Consider the following 19,348-nt stretch of genomic DNA (forward strand, 5'->3'; position numbering starts at 1 on the left):
GCTATGGTGTTGTCGGTAACGCGCACGATGGTCCGGATTCTAATTTAAATGCAAATTAACATAGTAAAACTACCGGCTTGCCGGGTTTAGTTACCAATACCTATTCAACGAAATTCCTTAACCCTGCTATCCTTCCTGATCGTATGTTGCCATTCCGAAGTACTTTCAGAATCGGTCTGTCATTGCTGACCGCCTCCCTGCTGTTCCATGCTCAAAGTTGCAAACCTCCCAAAAAGTCCGGCCAGAATGTAACGGTTGCCACAGCGCCTCAGAAAGCGGCGACAGACATTTACGCGGAGCATATCCGGACAACCGGTTTCCAAACGCCGGAAGAAGAACGCCTCAGTTTTGTGTTGCCCGAAGGTTTCGAAGTAACACTTTTTGCATCGGAGCCCGACATTACCAAGCCGATGAATATGGAATTCGATGATCGCGGCCGGTTGTGGGTCACGCAATCGTCGGAGTACCCGGTGGCGGCAGGCGAAAGCGACGGAACCGATCGCATTACGATCCTCGAAGACAAAAACGGCGACGGCCGGGCGGATACCTTCACCCATTTCGACGATCACCTCAACATTCCGATCGGCATTATGCCCGTAGCCGACGGCGCGATAGGGTACAGCATTCCAAACCTGTATCATTTCAAGGATAACAATAACGATGGGAAAGCCGATAGCCGGGAGATATTGCTGGGCGGTTTCGGGCATAAAGACACGCACGGGATGGTGAACAACCTCATGCGCGGGTACGATGGCTGGCTGCATGTATGCCATGGTTTTTCCAATGTTTCAAATGTCGCGGGTACGGATGGGGATTCGATACGGATGACTTCCGGAAATACTTTCCGGGTGAAAATGGATGGGAGCCATGTAGAGCAAACTACGTTCGGGCGGGTGAATCCGTTTGGTTATGCCTATGATGAGAAGGGCTATTTGTATTCGGTGGATTGTCATACCAAACCCATTACCCAGCTGATTTTTGGGGGTGACTATCCGCATTTTGGAAAGAAGGCACCCGTCGGGCTGAGTTTCGCTCCGGCAATGATGGTTTATGATCTCGGTTCGACCGCGCTGGCAGGGCTCATTTATTATACGGGAAAACAGTTTCCGGCCAAATACCGCGGTAGTTTCTTCACCGGTGATGTGGTTACTTGCCGTATCGACCGGAATACGGTTACGTTCAATGGCTCTACACCCTCTTCGAAAAAGGAAGAGCCGCTTCTCGTGAGCAAAGATCCGTGGTTCAGGCCGGTGGATATTAAAGTGGGGCCTGACGGTGCATTGTATATCGCCGATTTTTACAACAGGATCATCGGGCATTATGAAGTGGCATTAAATCACCCCGGCCGCGACCGGGTGAGCGGCCGCATTTGGAAAATTACTTATAAAGGAACTGAGCCGCACGAGAATCTACCGGTTACCGATTGGTCCAAAGCGACGATCGCGCAATTGCTGGAAGGGCTGAAACATCCGCAGCTCAATACGCGTCTCAAAGTGGCTGACCGGCTTGTGGATACCTGGAAGGAAAAAGCCATTGCACCTGTGAAAGGCCTTTTAACAAATCATGCTGACGCGATTTCACAGGTGCACGCATTGTGGATTTTGCACCGCCTCGGCACGCTCGACGACCGGTTGCTCGGCAATGCATTGGCAGGCAATGAACAAGTCGTGAAAATCCACGCGCTTCGTATTCTTGGAGAACGCACTACAATTTCCGACGCGCATTACCGCGAGGTTACGGAAGCATTGAAAAGTCCAGATCCATTTATCCAGCGGACAGCAGCGGAAGTTTTGACGCGCTTTCCAAGGGCGGAAAACCTGGCATTGCTTATGGATTTGTATGAAAAAGTACCTGCGGAGGATACCCATCTACGCTATACCGCCATGCTTGGTGTGCGGAACAACCTGAAAAATACCAGCGTAATGTGGCGGGTTCCGGCGATGAAGTGGACAGACAGTCAACTCGCGTTGCTTAACAAAGCGCTGCTCGATGCCCCCTCGTCTGCGGGCGCGGCGTTTGTGCTCGACTACACGCTCACGCACGAGCTCGATCCCAAAGACCTTTTAAATAATCTCGAATACATTGGCCGGCTGGCGGCACCTTACCAGGTCGAAAAGGCTATTGGGTTGATCAATACCAGGTTTGCTAATGAACCGGAAAAGCAGCTTTCGCTCTACCGGACAATTCAGACTGGGGTCCGGCAGAGCGGGACGGCGCCAAGTCCGAAAATGGTGGCCTGGGGTGACCAGTTGGCCGGGAAGTTTTTGAATAATATTTCTGCCGAAACCGAGACCTGGAAAATCAGGAAGGTGACCAAAAATGCCGATCCGGTGAATTCGTGGACGGTTTCGGAGCATTTTCTCGTGGATGTAATGCCGGCATTCCGTATTGTTTTGAGTGAAAAGGGCGGCTATGGTCCGCAGTCGGCCTTGTATTCGGTTCCGTTTGAACTTCCTGAGACATTAAAAATGAATGTTTTTGATAACGACGTCCATAACCGGGCGGAACGAAAAGGTGTTTCTAAAAACTCAGTGAAAATAAGGCTGGCTGGCAGCGGGAAGGTGGTTGCGGAATATCGGGTGAACCAGGTGGAGACCATGCAGTTCAAAGAACTGATACGGAATGCGACGTTCAATCTCGCGGCATATGCGGGGCAAATGGGTTATATCGAGGCGGTGGACAGTTCGCAAACGGGCTCGGTTGGTATAGGGCAGTTCGAACCGGCGATTGTTGCCGTTCCCGAAAAAGGCCCGTCGACAACTTCCGAGCAGCGAATTGCGGCAGCGGAAATAGCCGGCGAATACCGCATTCAATCCCTTCAACCTGCATTAAGAAGTATTTTACAAACTAAATGGATGGATTATGCCGTGAGAAGTGCCGCGGCAGGCGCATTGATGAACATTGATCCAAAAGGAAATGTAGATGTGCTTTCGGCCGTATTTAATGATCCGGCGGAGTTACCGACTTTGCGGGAGAAGCTTGCCGTGGCAATGGGCCAGGCCGCATCGCCGTCTGTCTACGAAACTTTGAAAAAGCAACTGGCCAGCGGTGCGCGAAACCTTCAAATCGTCATTGCAACGGTGCTGGCTAACACTTCGGAAGGGATCGGCTATTTGCTGAATGCATTCAAAGACGAAGAGCTTGGGGCGGACATTGCGACAGAAGTGCCGGTGCAGGAGCGGCTTACCAACAATGCGGTCGCTTCGCAGCAGACACAAATGCGGCAATTGCTGACCATCGGTGCGAGTGAGCGCGAGGAGCGCCAGAAGCTGATCGATGCACGTATCGCTAATTTCAAGCCTGCTACCACATTTTCGGATGCGGGAAAAGTCATTTTTGTGCAGAATTGCAGCGGCTGCCACCAGATCCAGGGCTCGGGAGGGCTCGTCGGTCCGCAACTCGACGGCATCGGAAATTGGGGTCACAAGGCATTGACCCAAAAAATCCTTGACCCCAACAGGAATATAACTGAGGCATTTCGTACTTATAATATCACATTGAAAAATGAAAAGACCCTCACGGGCTTGTACCGCAGGACGGAAGGCGAAACGATCGTGTTCGCGGACATGACAGGGCAGGAGTTTTCGGTGGTGAGAGGCGATATGAAAGAATACCGGGCATCCAAATACACGCTAATGCCCGACCAGTTCCGGAATATCATCCCTGAAAAGGACTTTTACGCGCTGCTCGACTACCTCCTGGGCGTAAAATGATATTTGAGTATTAATCCTAACCCATAAATCCGATGCTGTTAACCGGAAGAGTTTTGAAGTGGTGTTGTTTGATCAATATAGTTGCCTTTGCCTGGACCAATGCAGCCGCGCAGACGAAAGGAAAGAGCGGATCAGCTGTTACATTTAAAAAGACGGAATTGACCAAACGGTTTATCGCCGAAGGCGCCGCGATGGGCGATGTGAATAAGGATGGTAAAAAGGACATTCTCTCGGGAGCCTATTGGTTTGAAGCACCGGATTGGAAGGAACATGAACTCGCCAAGCCCCAGGAATTTATTGTAAACGGCAGTTATAGTGATTCTTTCCTGGATTTCGCCCAGGATGTGAACCAGGATGGATGGGTAGACCTTATCCGCATCGACTGGCCGGGCAAAGCCGCCGCATGGCACGAGAACCCACAGAACAAACCGGGTCATTGGCCGGTACATACTATTTATTCTTCGGTAGGAAATGAATCCCCACAGTTAGTAGATATAGACGGGGATGGCCGGCTGGATCTGCTTTGCAATGACCCGACGGGTAAGAAGGTGATCTGGCTGAAATGTCCATCCAAAAAGGGAGAGACGACTTGGGAGAAATATGTGATCAGCAACGATCCCAATAACTCAACGCATATGTACACGCACGGGACAGGTTATGGCGATATCAATGGCGACGGGCGCAAAGACGTGCTTGTGAGAAGCGGCTGGTGGGAAGGCCCGGCGGAAGGGCCTGCCAAATATCCCAAAGACAAGGACTGGAAATTCCACCCGGCCGATCTGGGGCAGGATTGCTCACAAATGTATGTGCTGGATTTGAATGGCGACGGCCTGAACGACGTGCTTAGCGCTTCGGCGCATAACTATGGTATATGGTGGCACGAGCAGCGTAAGGAAGGCAAAGAAACCGTCTGGATTCACCATGAGATCGATAAAACCATCTCGCAGACGCACGGTTTGGCATTGAAAGATATGAACGGTGACGGCCACCCCGATTTTATTACGGGCAAGCGCTATTTCGCCCACAATGGAAACGATCCGGGCGAGTTCGAACCGGCATTTGTTTCCTGGTTTGAATATAAACCCGGCAAGGTACCGACCTGGATCAGGCACGATATTGATGACAATTCGGGCGTTGGTTTGCATGTTACCGTCGAAGACCTGAATGGCGACGGGCTACCCGACATCGTCACCGGCAACAAAAAAGGCGTACGCATTTTCACACAGCTAAAAGGGAAGTAAGCACTGATGAAGTTTGGTATCAATACGTATCTGTTTTCTTCACCATTCACGAACGAAAGCGCCTCTTATTTTCCCCAGTTTAAAAACTGGGGTTTTGATTTTGTGGAGATTGCGTTGGAAGATCCTGCCGATATCGATCCCGTGTTGGTTCGGAAAGCTTTGGATGATTGCGGGCTGGAGTGTCGCTCCGTATGTGCGGCCACCGGGCCCGGGCGTGACTTGCGCGGTACGCGTAAGGACCAGGTTACGGCCATTGAATATGTTGAAGCATTGATCCGCATTGCGCCGGTACTCGGCAGCAAGCTTGTGGCTGGGCCTATTTATTCATCGGTAGGTCGGGCGGAATTTGTGCCTGACGACGAGAAACGGAAACAATGGGAGCTTGTTGCGGGTAACCTGAAAGCGCTGGCAGATTATGCAGCAGCGCATGATGTAAAACTCGCTATCGAGCCATTGAACCGCTATGAAACCGATTTTATCAACACCTGCGAACAGGCGTTACGGATGATTGAAACGGTAGGGAGCAATGCATTGCAGGTACACCTCGACACTTTCCACATGAATCTGGAAGAAAAGGACCCGGCGCTGGCCATACAGAAGGCAGGCAACAGACTGGGCCTTCTGCACGCCTCCGGCAGCGATCGTGGTACCCCAGGCGGCGACCAGATCAATTGGGACCGCATTTTCGCGGCATTGGACCGTATCCATTACCAGGGCGACATTGTGATCGAATCCTTTACGCCGGATGTGAAAGTCATTGCCAAAGCGGCGTCCATATGGCGGCAGGTAGAACCCTCGCGCGAGGCGATCGCGGTGGAGGGGTTAAGGTTTTTGCGGTCGCTGGCGTTTTAGCCAGATGATTATTCAGTTCGTTCCTTCGCATATCGAAACAGGCTGTTCGGCATCTGTTGTGGGAATAGGCATGGGGATTTGGTAATATTGTAAAAACAAACAGGCTCATGATCACCAGTTTCGACCAATTGGACCTCACTCGACAGTACACTTACGCAGATTACCTGAAATGGCAATTCAAGGAGCGTCTGGAACTGATTAAGGGATATATTTATAAAATGTCCCCGGCTCCTTCACGCCGGCATCAGGATATTGTTTGGAACCTGAATGTGGCAATCGGAAACCATATTAAAGGACACCCCTGCAAAGCTTATTCAGCGCCATTTGATGTGAGACTGCCAATCAAGGATAAAAAGAGTAATCAGGAAATCACAACGGTCTTGCAGCCGGATATTTGTGTGTTAAGCGATCTCTCGAAACTGGATGATAAAGGGTGTCTGGGAGCGCCGGACCTCGTAATTGAAGTACTTTCTCCCGGCAACTCGTCAAGGGAAGTAGACCAAAAGTTTAATGTTTATGAAGAAAGTGGCGTGCGGGAATATTGGGTGGTTTATCCGGAATATGGTCACGTCAATATTTTTTTGCTAGACGAATCAGGCAAGTTCAAGGGACAGCACCCGAAGAATAATGGTCAAATGTTGCAGTCGGCTGTTTTCCCCGATCTCGTTATCAATCTTTCCGAAATATTTGCAGAGTAACAACAAAGCCCCAGGTGACCCCGGGGCTTTGTTGTTATTATATGAATTTTAATCACGCAGTCACTTCTTCTTCCAAATGCGAGGCGCTTAAATGCAGCACATCGGTAGTCCAGGCGCGGGTTTTGGCGGCCAGGTCTTTTTCTTTCGAAAGTGATTTGCCGAATGAAGGAATGATCTTCTTGAATTCGCGCTGCCATTCAGGAGACTTGGCTTCTGCAAAGCATTTGTGAATCAATTCCAGCATAATCGACACGGCGGTAGAAGCGCCCGGGGAAGCACCCAGCAGTGCGGCCAGCGAACCGTCCGCTGCTGTTACCATTTCGGTACCGAATTCGAGCACACCGCCTGCTTTCTTATCTTTTTTGATCACCTGCACACGCTGACCCGCCGTCTCGAGGTCCCAGTCTTCGAGTTTCGCTTCCGGGAAGTAATCTTTCAGGGCTTCCAGACGGTCCTGTGGCGATTGTCTAACCTGGTCGATCAGATATTTGGTTAGCGGAATGTTGTGCAATCCCGCAGCCAGCATTGGTTTGATGTTGTTCAGCTTAATGGAAAGCGGAAGATCCAGGTAGGAGCCGTTTTTCAAAAACTTGGTCGAAAACCCTGCATAAGGCCCGAACAGCAATGCCTTTTTACCGTCGATAATGCGGGTATCCAAGTGAGGTACCGACATCGGTGGTGATCCTACGGAAGCCTTACCATATACTTTTGCCTGGTGTTTTTCAATGATTTCCGGCTTGTTGCATACCAGCCATTGTCCGCTCACCGGGAAACCGCCGAAGCCTTTTCCTTCCGGGATATTCGATTTTTCGAGCAATGGCAACGAACCGCCACCAGCTCCGATGAATACGAATTGGGTATTAATCTTACTTTCTTTTTTTGTAGCCCGGTCCTTCACTTCGATCAGCCACGAATTGTCTTTCTTGCGCGACAGGTCGTCGACCTCGTAGTTGAGGTACAGGTTCACGCCGTCCTGCTTTTCCAGGTAATCAAACATAGCTTTGGTCAGCGCACCGAAATTGACGTCGGTACCAAGCTCCATGCGGGTAGCCGCCACTTTTTCATCGGCGTCCCGGCCATTCATCACCAGGGGAATCCAACTTTCGATCGTCTCCTTGTCCTCGGTGAATTCCATTCCCTGGAACAAGTGGTGGCTTGTCAGCGCTTTGTAACGTTTGCGGAGATACTCCACGTTTTCCTCACCCCAGACAAAACTCAGATGGGGAATGTTGTGGATAAATGAATCAGGCGAGTCGATCACACCATTTTCAACCAGGTACGCCCAGAATTCTTTCGATACCTCGAAAGACTCGGCAATTTTGACGGCCTTTTTGGTTTCAACAGAGCCGTCGGCCAACTGCGGTGTGTAGTTCAATTCACAAAAAGCGGAATGGCCGGTACCGGCATTATTCCACGGGTCAGAGCTCTCCGCAGTGACGCGATCGAGACGTTCGAAAACGGAAATGGTAATGGACGGATTAAGCTTTTTCAGTAGAACCCCGAGCGTAGCGCTCATAATGCCTGCCCCAATCAAAACCACGTCAGGTGAGCTCGTTTTTGAAGACTTTTTGGTATTCATCACGAAAAAAAGATAATATGGTAAGAGGGCCTGAGCCCGGAAAAGTACAAATCACTGCCAGGTAACAACAGTCCCAGCAATATTTGTTTCGAAAATAGTATAATTTCAAAAATAAAAGTTATGGCGCTTTGCAACTTCTTGGCAGGGGGCAATTAAAACTTTCTTTGTTGCAAAACTTTGTGATCCTGATGAGGCGAATGGACAAAAAAGAAGCGGCTCGAGGCCGCTATCAAATTTGTAGTTGGAGAGGAATTAAATATCCGCTTCAAGAATATCCGATTCTTTGATTCCCAATTTGGAAACAACTTCATCGTAGTTTGTGAGGTCGACCTCTGCGTTTAGTCTGAGCTTTTCAGCTGGAATGATTACCGCTCTTATGCCCTGCAAATCTCTTTCAGGCGCTGTCTCCTGCTGCTCCGACCATGCTACTGGACGAATATCCACAAATAGCGTGGTTCCTCTCAATAAGGTAACGAAATTAAACTGGGTCCATTGGTTATCAGCAAACTCGACTTTGCCAGGCTGCGCCCACCAAAGGTCTTTGCTTTTGATAAAAAGTACCACTACGCTTTTGTTGACCATGGCAGTGTCGGCCTGCGTCAAATTTGCTTTTCCAAGGGTATATCCACCTTTGGTAGTTTTTACGGCCCCAGCCACAATTTCCTTTGCTCCAACTCCATCTTCGCCGTTAACCCCGTCTTTCCCTGGTGCCCCTGTTTCACCTTTTGGTCCGGCAGGCCCCGCTGGCCCTACATCTCCTTTGTCGCCGTCGCAACTGGTTATCAATCCGACTAATGCAATCCATGCGATAAAAGTGAGCTTTTTAATCATAGCTGTTTAAGTTAAGTTAGAACGTTAGTTTTTCAGCAAATAAAACACCATTTCATCCAATAGCAAAGGAAAGCAGGCTTATTGGATGCAATGGATGACATTTGAAGTCGAAAAAGTTCAAAAATCGTGCCAGTGAAAGTCTTTGAGGTTGTGTTGTCTGGAAGATATTTTGCGTAATCAAAAAGTTAGCCAGGCAATAATTAATTTTCCTGCTACTGAATAGTATATTTGTTACTATTTGATCATCTTGGTATATTTTTACCATCGTAAAGTATTGAAATAAAGTAATGTTATTAAATACACGCAAAAAGAAAGTTTAACTAAAGAAGGTTCTATGAGCACGAGAAAATTTACGATTCTATTATTTATCGCCTCCTCTGTCCTGTTCGGTTTTATTGCCGGTGCGCAGACACCGTGGAGCGGGACCTACGGAAACGATTGGCTGGACGGAAAGTATGGGCAATCCTGGCTGCGTATCGGGGTGTCCAAAAGCGGCGTATTCAAGGTGGCGTTACCGGCTAACTTTCAGAATAAACCAACCCTTCTCCACCTTTATCACAGGGGTGTCGAGGTATCGCTGGTAAGTGCAAGCAACACGGAAATTGAATTTTACGGCGTAGCCAACGATGGAGCTAGCGACGCTTGGCTGTATAGATTCCCTACGACCCGGAAAAACCCGTATTTCAGTCTTTATTCGGATGAAAGTGCCTACTTCCTGACATTTGATTCGACGCCGAGGACGGCAACTGTCTCGGAGAACCTGGCGCCGGATGGGGGTGTACCATTACAGGAATCTCATAAATTTACCTATTTCAAAGAATTCACTATCGAGTACTCGCACATGACGTCGTACCCAAGCAGGCCGACGACTATGAACGCCTACTTTGAGGAAGGGAAACAGGGAACAGGTACGAGGCTGCCAAATAACAATACAATCAAATATGTCAACCCCAAGCCCGCGATTTTTACCAACAGTTATCCCGCAGCTGGCGAAGACTTTACCTTTCAAATTAAATCGAAATTCGGAACGGATGCACCGCAATTAAATGTGCATTTGAAAGGCCGCGGGTACCAGTTCAGCGCGAACAGCACGGTCGAAATTTTTGCAGGAAAGAGTAAGGCGGATGCTTCTATGCGCTCGCTCGGAACGACCAACGTGATAGGGTATCTCGATGCAGATTTTCCCACCGCATCATTACAGGACGGTGATGTATTGAACGGTGTAGGCTATTTGGGAATTAAAAATACCGGTGGCGCAACGGACGGTATCTCTGTCTCGTACTACTCCGTAACATACGACCAGAATATCGACATGCAAGGCCTGAACTCATACGAGTTTAATTTTCCTGCCTCTTCGGCCAATACACGCATTGCCATTCAGAACCAGCCCGCAGGTACTTTGAAATTCCTTGATGTTTCCGACGCCGACCACCCACGCATTATCAATGGAACTGCCGGCAACCTGATGTTTTCAAGAAATGGCAATAGCATGAAAATGCTTGTAACCAACGAATCAACAACCGTTGCGGCTACTGCTGTGAGTTTCCAGGATCTCAATCCGGCGCAGTATGATTATCTGATCATTACGAACGAAACGCTTGCAGGTTCGGCAGCGACTTACGCAACTTACCGGCAAACACAATCGCCAGGCAAAAAATACAAGCCGCTGGTCATTAAGATTAAAGATATCTATAATCAGTTCAACTACGGCGAGCCAAGTCCGGTAGCGATCCGTCGTTTCGTAGACTTAATGGTTTCAGATGGTAATACGGACAAATACTTGTTACTGCTCGGTAAATCGATTACCTATTACGAGCGGACCACGCGCGAAATGCCGGACGAGGTTCCAACAGTGGGCTTTCCAGGTTCCGATATATTGCTGACAGACGGTCTTGGAGGTGCTCCGGACGACGTGCCTGTAATCCCGGTTGGACGCATTTCGGCAATCAGCGATCAGCAGGTGGTGGATTATCTCGACAAGATCAAAACCTATGAAGAGCAAAAAGATCTTGACTGGCGAAAAAACGTCCTGCACATCAATGGAGGAAAAGCACCAGGGGAAGTAGGGCAGTTTTACAATTACCTTTCGTCTATCAGCGGTCCTATTATCAATGCGCCGTTTTCGGGGGATACGATCAACAGGCCAAAGACACAAGAGGTTAATAGCACTATCACCACCACGATCGCGCCGTGGTTAACGGGCACGGCCCCAGCACCCTATACGAATGTTCAGGGAGTTGGGATGGTTACTTATTTCGGTCACGGAAACGTGGACAATACCGACTACGATTTTGGCTATGCAACCGATCCAGGAAAAGCGTATACTAACAATGGCAAATATCCCGTTCTGTTCTATAACGGATGTGGTGTGAATAACATTTTCAGTAACAGATTCAACCCTTTCACTGGTACCGTACCAGGTTCCTCAGGAAAAAGACCACTGTCACTAGACTGGCTTCTGGCTCCCAAAGGAGGTGCGATCGTAGTGTTTGGTAATGACTGGGATGCCTATGCATCGACCTCGAATGAATATCTGGATAGACTCTATCCCAAAATCTTCGGCGAGAAGGATGCTGACCGTGGAACGATCGGGCAAATACTGAAAGAGGTGGCACTGGAAACAAAAACCACCAAAGGATATAATTACAACTTGGGTGACAACGCGCGTATCGCAGCTGTTTATCAAGCAGACCGCGCGAACGTTCATCAGGTCATTCTGCAAGGAGACCCCGCACTTCGTATTCTGATTAACGAAGATCCATTGCCTGTAAGCCTCGTATCGTTTGATGCCAAGGCTATCGATAACAGCAGAATTCAGCTGACGTGGGAGACAGCTTCTGAAAGAAATAACAGTCACTTCGTTATCGAAAGAAGCTACAACGCCAAAAATTTCGAAGTGATCGGACAGGTAGAAGGCAAAGGCGACAGCGACGCGCTGAGTTCTTATGCATTTATTGATGCTAGTCCGCTGGCGGGCGTCAACTACTACCGCCTGAAACAAGTAGACCGTACGGTAGTTGAGAATGGAAATGTAATTGAAGGAAAGGCTACATTCTCAAGAATTGTTTCCGTTACCAGAGAAGGCACCTCGGCGTTGGTAGTTTCGCCAAACCCTGCGACCGACTGGATTAATATCCAGGTAAATATCCCGGTAGGTATTAAAAGCTGGGACATTCTCGATCAAAAAGGTAACACTTACCAGAAAGATCGTAAGGGGAATAAAGTCAATGTTCAGGGACTTACCAGCGGTGGATATATCTTGAAAATTGTGACAGAGAATGACGACGTTTATCTGAAAAAGATATTTAAAAAGTAATAGAAGGTCAGCATTATAAATTGAATAGGTATGTCTCGCATTGGTTTACGATTAGTTTTATTTTTTTTAGCAGTTCAGATTTTCGGTACTGCGCAAGTCTTCGCCCAATGGGGGGCACCCTATTCAAACAGCTGGATTTCGTACGATAAAAACTATGTTAAGATTTATGTGAGCCAAAAGGGAATCCACCGGATTCCCTTTGGTTCTTTACCTGCCGATTTTTCGGTGAAGGAGCCCGATAAGATTCAGCTTTGGCATCGTGGAAAGCAGGTTTCGATCATTAGCACGGCAAATAGTGAAGTCCTTTTTTATGCCGTGCCCAACGATGGCGCTACTGATTCGCTGTTCTACCGGCCTATGAGCTCGCGTAAGAATCCGTACTTCAGTATGTATTCGGATAAGAGTGCATACTTTCTTGTAAATGGCGATGTGGCTGGTTCAAGAGCCAAAATCCAGACTTCGAAATCAGAAATCCAGCCTCTTGCATCGGTTGTCGGAACAAACTTGAATGTGTATCAGCAAGAGTATTCGATGAGCACGGAAAGCCCGATTCGTCCAGGCTTCTATAATAGCTTTTTCGAATTTTCGGCGAGCAAAACGGGCAAGACGACGCTGGGAAATAAATTGACGTTGTTCCCATTTACGCTTACGGGCAGAGTGCCTAAATCGGGCGCAAAAACCACTGTGAAGTTGCTCTTTCACGGGCGGAGTAATAACGTCAGGAAGTTGGAAGTTTACGTAGGGAAAACCGAGCAAACTTTGCGCCTGACCGGAAGTCCTGCAAACGCAGGATTTGATGCCACGGAATATAGCTTCGATATCGGGGAGGATGACGTTGATTCGGACGGCAAGGCTACATTGGGGCTCAAATCGGTGGCAACGGATCCCCTGGATCGGTTTTCACTGGATTATTTCGCGATAAACTATCCCCGAGACTTGAATATGGCCGGGGTAAAATCCTTCAATTTTACGATCCCCGCAACGGCTGGCGCGCAGGCCAGGCTCTCTCTTAAAAATGCTCCCGCTGATGCGAAAATTCTTGACATCAGTAATGTGGATGTCCCTGTTGTAGTTCAAAGCGCACTAACCGACTTTACACTTACACGGGAATCCGGAAGATCTTCGAATTTGCTGGTCAGCAATGAGGTGGTTACCGTAGCCGCCGCAAATATTCTGTCTCTGAAATTCAAAAAATATGATTTAAGTCCTGCCAATTATGTAATTGTTACCAGTGAAAACTTGCTGGAAGGCGCGCAGACGTACGCAAACTACCGTGCATCCGCCGCCGGCGGTAGCTACAAACCGGTTGTGGTCAATATTAAGGACATTTACGACCAATTCAATTACGGTGAGCCCAGCCCGGTGGGCATTCGGCGGTTTACAGACTATCTTTTGTCGCAAGGCTCCAAGGATAAATACATGCTGTTGATAGGAAAGTCCATCACGCACAACGAGCGTATGAAACGTGAGCTTCCCGACGAAGTGCCCACGGTAGGGTATCCGGGATCGGACGTGTTACTCGTAGAAGGACTCGGTGGTGCTGCAAGCAATGTGCCTTCACTGCCACTGGGACGTATTCCCGCAGTTACCAATGCGACTATAAACGACTATCTTCAGAAGGTCAAAGAATATGAATCGAACAGTTTTGGCGATGTGGCCTGGCGTAAAAAGGTTTTGCATTTGAATGGAGGTAAAACTGCCAGCGAAATCAGCCAATTGAGAGATATGCTGAAAGACCTTGTCCCTTACGTAACTGACGGGATAATCGGAGGAAAAGTAACCCCGTTTTCCAAGCAGCAAGGGATCGGCGAGGTTGAAAAAGTGAATATTACACCGGAAGTTAATGCAGGTGTTGGGCTGATCACCTATTTCGGTCACGGATCTGTAACCGTTACCGACCTCGATATGGGATATGCGACGGATGAAGTAAGGGCATATGCCAACAATCTGAGGTATCCGATGATGTACTTCAACGGTTGCGGGGTGGGCAACATATTCAGCGGCCGCTTTAACCCCGCACCTAATACTAACGACCGTTACTCGCTATCGATGGACTGGTTACTGGCAGCAAAAAGGGGATCGATCGCCATTATTGCGAATTCGTTTGAAAGCTTTGTAAGTCCGTCCGAAAAATATCTCGAGCGACTTTACAATAGTATGTTTGTCGCTCCTGCCACATTCGGTCAAACCATTGGAAAAATTCAGATAGCAGTTGCAAAAGACATTCTCGCGGAAGATAAAGGCACTTATGCGGTTGCGAATATCCACCAGTCGATCCTGCAAGGCGACCCTGCGCTGAGGCTCGTCACTGTTGAAAATCCGGATTATGCAGTTGACCCGCAGGAAAGCATTTCCATTTACTCGGAGTCGGCAAATAAGACGATTGGTAATTCGGCAAATTTGCAATTAAAAGTTGCGATGACTAACCACGGAAGATATAAAAAGGGCGAATTGGTTCCGGTACAGATTAACTATGTTGGAAGAGACGGAACGGTAACGAAAACGGAATCGGTTCCATCGTTTGCATTTTCAGACACGCTTGAAGTAAAATTCGAAACGAATAAGTCGATACGTTCTATTCAGGTTGTAATCGATCCGCAGAGCACTTTGATCGAAATAAGCCGCAAAAATAATATTGCGGAATTGCCTATTGACTGGGATGTTGCTGAGGGATTGACGGTGTATCCTTCGACGGCCATCAAGGACATTGTGCCGCCGGTTATCCATGTGACGTTCAATGAGCGCAATCTGGAAAACAATGAAGTAATCGCGCCGAATCCCCGGATACGCGTGTACCTGGAAGATGACAGGTTGGTACTGCGTGACACCAGCCTGATTGAAGTCCTCCTGCGCCCCTGCCAGGACGAAAGCTGCAAGTTTGTCAAAGTAAGTTATAAGTTGACGAATGTCAGCCTGGATTCGATTAACACACATTCGATCCAGTTCAATTACCTTTCGGCCAATTTGCCCGCTGGTAAATACGAATTGCTGGTGAATGGAAAAGATGTAGCCGGTAACACTTACAGCGAACCTTACCATATCTTTTTCGAGATACAGGAAGTTGGCTCCGAAAGTATTGAAGTGACATCGAGCCCTAATCCGACATCTTCATACCTGCGAATGGAAGCTAAGTTGGGGACATTTGGAAATAGCGGCGGTAAAGCGAGGAATCTGATTTACGACGCCCGCGGTAATGTGGTTTTCGAAAGCAAAGTCACCATTCCCAGAACAGAGCGATTTGAGTGGTATCTGCCCGTAAGCAATCTGACTCCGGGTATTTATATCTACAAGGTATTTATTGAAGGCCAGAGCTCCACAGCTGAGTTCGAAAAAACGGGCAGAGTAGTAATCGTAAGATAACGCAGGTTGGGCAACACTTTCGGATGTCTCCTGGTACCCTTAATAGCTTATCGGGTATCCGGAGGAGCTCATCCATTCCAGCCAGGTATGAAGCGTTACTGCGCGGGTAACGTGGCACCAGGTATTTGATTTTTGAGTGTAGGGAATTTGCTCATTTTCAAGAATGGCTATTTCGCCTAAAAATTTCTTCCTGTCAATAAACGACCAGATATTGGTCGATTCCATGAATTCTTCTTTTGCCTGATTCCACAGGCGGAAAGTTATTTCCTGCCCATAAGCGGAGGTTAATGTAGCCTTGCCGGGTCGGTTTACAACTACCTCCGGCAATAAATGTCTCATGCTGTTTCGGAAATGCTCGCGTCCGAGGCCATTACCGTACTTCACGGTGTCGGGCACCGCCATGCATAATTCCAGGAGCGCTTTGTTTTGTAACGGAGACCTGCTGCTTATGCCAATATGATTTCCTAAGTCAAAAAAGCCTTCCTGGGAGCGGTTTATTGTGGGATTGAACACATCCGTGAACAAATTAGCAGCTGTGCTGCCGAGGCTGTCTGCAAGGGATGCAGGATAGTTGAATGACGGCTGTTGCTTACTATTGCTTGCTTCGATGAGATCGTGGGCCGCAATGTTGAGCGTGCCTGAAACGCTGGGCTTATTCGCACGGTTCATTAAGCTGGTCCACGCACGTTTCAAAAAATAAGAATGAGAAAGGTCGGTGTTCCTGGCTAAATCCAGGTAAGTTTTGACCACCTGAGAAACTCCCTTGTGTTTTTGCCGCACAACTCTGTTGTAGAAGTAGAATTGCTTCACAAGATCCACCTTCTTTTCAGAAGAAAGATTATCCCAGTCACTGTACATATGCGAATAGGAAAAATAAGGAGCCCGCTTTTCCAGCAAGTTTTCCAAAAGAGCCCAATCGCGCGTTTCAAAGGCATGTTGGAAAATTTCGAACCCGCTCCCGACAATTGAATCGCCGCCACTTCCGGAAAGCAATACTTCACAACCCCGGTCCTTGGCATACAGAAGCATGCTTGTAATCAATGTGGGCGGCATTTTTGTTGCAATGGGCTGCCCATGCGCGGCGGTAAGTAAACGAATCAATTCAAAATCCTCTTCCGATTGATATACTTCGTGGTGGACTGAGTTTATCTTGTCTGAAACGGCGATGGCATACGCACTTTCATCGGAGTCCGCGAATTTTGACTTATTGTGAATGGTGTGAAGGACCCGGTCAGGCTGAATGTATCTTAGCATAGCGCTAACCGAAGAAGAATCGAGCCCACCACTCAAATGGGTCGCAATCGGAGTACTGCTGGTTGATCCCGCGCTTAGTTCAACGGCCTGTTTGAAAAGTGAGAAGAATGCGTCGGTGACGTCATGCGTAGTTTTTAATACATTATCCCACCTCGATAGGCGGAAAGTTGTAAGCTTTTCAATTTTGACGCTCGACTCATTAAACTCCACGATATGACCGGGGGGGACGAGCTTGATGAAGGAGTAAAAAGTGTTCACCGAATGTGTCAACGTTTCGGTTTGCCCGACATCCAGGTGCGTTTGAATTCGTTTTAAATCCAGATTCAAATATTGCTCCCGAACAAGCTTGTGGCTGATTATCCCGGATAGGCTTGTTGAAAACAGAACAAAGCGGTGTGGGATATGGATGTAGAAAAGTGGTAGGTTACCGAAGATTGACCGAAACAGTATAAGTTTCCTCAGAGTAGCATTGTAACCGGCGCCGACCGAGAGCATAACATTGGAATTGTCGAGCTCTTCGAGACTACCTAAAAAAGAGCCAGAATTTCTAAGTGATAAATTACTTAGAAATTCTGGCTCTGAAGATTCTTTCTCTATTTGGATTAAATAGGAAAAGTAAGAACACTTATGGAAGCCATTTTGGCCGATATACCCGTTTTCAAGCTCTACCGATTCTTCAAATTTATCACTCAGTTCAATATTTGCTGAGCGAGTATATGAAAGGTATCCTTGTAGTTTTTGCTTCAAAATATATCAAACTACCAGCCGCCTTGCTGAATATCAACCTTCTGTCGAGAATTTGAAATCAGCTGGATCAAGATCCTGAAGGCTGCCTTGCTTTCCTTTGGTAAGGTTTCTAACGTTTCCGTGTTGTACCAAAACCGGCTTGCGGTAAGACTTTTTTGTCTGTGTAGAGTGCGATGTCAATGTTTTCATTGTTTATCGGTTAATGAATGATTAATACCAGTATCCGTCGTAAATTTAGGCAGATAAATTGAATTTGCAAGCATTATTCAAAACGAATATGAAAAAATCAAGTTTTAACTGATTGTACCTGTCGTATTTGAACAATTACCGAGTGCCAAATTCTATGATTTTGCGTGTTTTGTGACTTCCCGATTCAATTTGCCCCAGTCCGATGCAATCGTCTTTTTGGCAAAATTCAAAGGTAGTCTGGTCTTCGCTGAGAAGGCCTACGCCAAGTCCGTACTCCTTGATAGTTACATATTTATTGATGATGGACGTGTCTTTGCGCTCAACGACCGTCAGCACCTTGTCGAAGGAATGCTCGCCGATTTTGGTGGATTTGATTCCCGGTTCGTAGTAGTAATCCTGTTTGTCGAGGTTGTTGTAGGCATTACCGTTCCACGTAGTGCGCGAATCGATCGGAAATATCAGCGACTGGAACAGCTGGTTATCGATATTCGTCAAGATCTTGTCGGGATATTTGTGAACTGCATATTCTTTCGCCTTTTGCCAATAGTCGGCCGCTGAATTACGGGTCGATCTGGCAACAATGTAAGTTACGATCCCGGCCGAGTCCGAAACGATCTTGTCGACTTCGTCCTTTTCCTGCCATTTGGTTATCACCGGCGCAGACTGGCCCGCGGAGTACACTTCCTGATTAACGTCGTACACGACATAGTGGCCGATTTCGAGCGGATAGTAATTATAGGGATCAACAGGGTCGGTATTGTCGTCGTCGCAAGCCGAAAAAGCAATTGAAGCAATCGCCAGGATAGTGATGTGTTTAGTGAAATTCCGCCCAATCGTCAGTAAAGAATTCTTCATTAACTCGATTAATTTGATGACTATGATGAATGTTTGTATTGTTCTTGCAGCTTACCCTTCAAAAACCCGATCAGCACCTGCAAACCTGTATCGAACCGGGAGTTGTTGTTGATGATCATATCTGCCTCTGCGCGCAAGGGCAGGATGAACTTATCGTAAGTCGGCGCCACATGGTGCTCCCAACGGTACAGGACGTCGTCGAGGTCGTAGCCGCGCTCGTTATTATCACGAATAATCCGTCGTTTTATTTTAACGTGCTCCTTGGCATCTACAAAAATTTTTAAATCGATAAGCCGGGCGATTTCAGGGAAATAGAAAACAAAAATGCCTTCAACAATAATAATGGGCCGCGGTTCGAAATGCAGTATCTCAGGTTTGATAAGCGGATTATTGAATGTATACTCCTTTTGCTGAACGGAACGGCCGGCCCTGAGCACGGCGATATGTTCAGCAAAAAGGTGATGATCTATCGTCTCGGGTAAGTCGAAATTTTCCACGCCGTTTTCGTCGCGTGGGATTTCGTGGATCGGGCGGTAGTAATTGTCCTGAGAAATGCGCGTGACATCGTCCTTACTGAACGCGTCGATAAGGTTTTTCATGAAATAGGTCTTCCCCGACGCGCTGCCACCGGTGATACCCACAATATATGGTGCTTGTTCCTGATTCGACGTCATATTAGTCTGCTGGTCCACTTAGTTCGAACGCCTGATTAA

At 47.8% G+C, this 19,348-nt stretch carries 11 protein-coding genes and 1 pseudogene; 6 read left to right on the forward strand and 6 right to left on the reverse strand.

What is annotated here, in order from left to right; genetic code table 11:
- The first annotated feature begins 143 nt into the window (after positions 1-143).
- From BMW93_RS20305 to BMW93_RS20320, 4 genes are all read left to right on the forward strand, one after another.
- On the forward strand, positions 144-3,713 hold the full coding sequence (locus BMW93_RS20305) for a PVC-type heme-binding CxxCH protein (protein WP_090380516.1): 3,570 nt from the start codon (positions 144-146) through the stop codon (positions 3,711-3,713).
- A gap of 68 nt (positions 3,714-3,781) precedes the next feature.
- Positions 3,782-4,954, forward strand: a complete 1,173-nt coding sequence (locus tag BMW93_RS20310) for a VCBS repeat-containing protein (protein WP_229240612.1) — start codon at positions 3,782-3,784, stop codon at positions 4,952-4,954.
- Between the two features lie 6 nt (positions 4,955-4,960).
- On the forward strand, positions 4,961-5,806 hold the full coding sequence (locus BMW93_RS20315; RefSeq protein ID WP_090380522.1) for a sugar phosphate isomerase/epimerase: 846 nt from the start codon (positions 4,961-4,963) through the stop codon (positions 5,804-5,806).
- A gap of 107 nt (positions 5,807-5,913) precedes the next feature.
- Positions 5,914-6,504 (forward strand): Uma2 family endonuclease, encoded by a 591-nt coding sequence (locus BMW93_RS20320; protein WP_090380525.1) that lies wholly within the window; start codon positions 5,914-5,916, stop codon positions 6,502-6,504.
- A gap of 52 nt (positions 6,505-6,556) precedes the next feature.
- Here BMW93_RS20320 and BMW93_RS20325 read toward each other — a convergent pair.
- Both BMW93_RS20325 and BMW93_RS20330 read right to left on the reverse strand, forming a co-directional pair.
- Positions 6,557-8,089 (reverse strand): annotated as a pseudogene (locus tag BMW93_RS20325) (malate:quinone oxidoreductase); the annotation flags it as partial.
- A 246-nt stretch (positions 8,090-8,335) separates the two neighbouring features.
- Positions 8,336-8,914, reverse strand: a complete 579-nt coding sequence (locus BMW93_RS20330) for a collagen-like protein (RefSeq protein WP_090380531.1) — start codon at positions 8,912-8,914, stop codon at positions 8,336-8,338.
- Positions 8,915-9,248: 334 nt separating this feature from the next.
- On the opposite strand from BMW93_RS20330, the gene BMW93_RS20335 reads away from it, so the two are divergent.
- Positions 9,249-12,230, forward strand: coding sequence for a C25 family cysteine peptidase (locus tag BMW93_RS20335; protein ID WP_090380534.1), 2,982 nt, complete (start codon positions 9,249-9,251; stop codon positions 12,228-12,230).
- Between the two features lie 168 nt (positions 12,231-12,398).
- Positions 12,399-15,590, forward strand: coding sequence for a C25 family cysteine peptidase (locus BMW93_RS20340; protein WP_177194140.1), 3,192 nt, complete (start codon positions 12,399-12,401; stop codon positions 15,588-15,590).
- 39 nt (positions 15,591-15,629) lie between these two features.
- On the opposite strand, the gene BMW93_RS20345 is transcribed toward BMW93_RS20340, so the two are convergent.
- The 4 genes from BMW93_RS20345 to BMW93_RS20355 form a co-directional block, all read right to left on the reverse strand.
- Complete coding sequence (locus BMW93_RS20345; RefSeq protein WP_143061683.1) at positions 15,630-17,591, reverse strand: asparagine synthetase B family protein; 1,962 nt, start codon at positions 17,589-17,591, stop codon at positions 15,630-15,632.
- 33 nt (positions 17,592-17,624) lie between these two features.
- Positions 17,625-17,780 (reverse strand): lasso RiPP family leader peptide-containing protein, encoded by a 156-nt coding sequence (locus BMW93_RS35215; RefSeq protein ID WP_143061684.1) that lies wholly within the window; start codon positions 17,778-17,780, stop codon positions 17,625-17,627.
- 135 nt (positions 17,781-17,915) lie between these two features.
- Complete coding sequence (locus tag BMW93_RS20350) at positions 17,916-18,635, reverse strand: hypothetical protein (RefSeq protein WP_090380543.1); 720 nt, start codon at positions 18,633-18,635, stop codon at positions 17,916-17,918.
- A 20-nt stretch (positions 18,636-18,655) separates the two neighbouring features.
- Entirely contained in the window at positions 18,656-19,309 is a 654-nt protein-coding gene (locus BMW93_RS20355; protein WP_090380808.1) for a uridine kinase, read from the reverse strand.
- Between the last annotated feature and the right edge of the window lie 39 nt (positions 19,310-19,348).

Source organism: Dyadobacter sp. SG02 (genome assembly GCF_900109045.1).
GTDB lineage: Bacteria > Bacteroidota > Bacteroidia > Cytophagales > Spirosomataceae > Dyadobacter.

Excerpts from the sequence above, each read along its gene's own strand:
- BMW93_RS20305 (WP_090380516.1), top strand. The coding sequence starts at position 144 with ATGTTGCCATTCCGAAGTACTTTCAGAATCGGTCTGTCATTGCTGACC.
- BMW93_RS20315 (WP_090380522.1), top strand. The coding sequence starts at position 4,961 with ATGAAGTTTGGTATCAATACGTATCTGTTTTCTTCACCATTCACGAAC.
- BMW93_RS20320 (WP_090380525.1), top strand. The coding sequence starts at position 5,914 with ATGATCACCAGTTTCGACCAATTGGACCTCACTCGACAGTACACTTAC.
- BMW93_RS20330 (WP_090380531.1), bottom strand. The coding sequence starts at position 8,914 with ATGATTAAAAAGCTCACTTTTATCGCATGGATTGCATTAGTCGGATTG.
- BMW93_RS20335 (WP_090380534.1), top strand. The coding sequence starts at position 9,249 with ATGAGCACGAGAAAATTTACGATTCTATTATTTATCGCCTCCTCTGTC.
- BMW93_RS35215 (WP_143061684.1), bottom strand. The coding sequence starts at position 17,780 with ATGAAAACATTGACATCGCACTCTACACAGACAAAAAAGTCTTACCGC.
- BMW93_RS20350 (WP_090380543.1), bottom strand. The coding sequence starts at position 18,635 with ATGAAGAATTCTTTACTGACGATTGGGCGGAATTTCACTAAACACATC.
- BMW93_RS20355 (WP_090380808.1), bottom strand. The coding sequence starts at position 19,309 with ATGACGTCGAATCAGGAACAAGCACCATATATTGTGGGTATCACCGGT.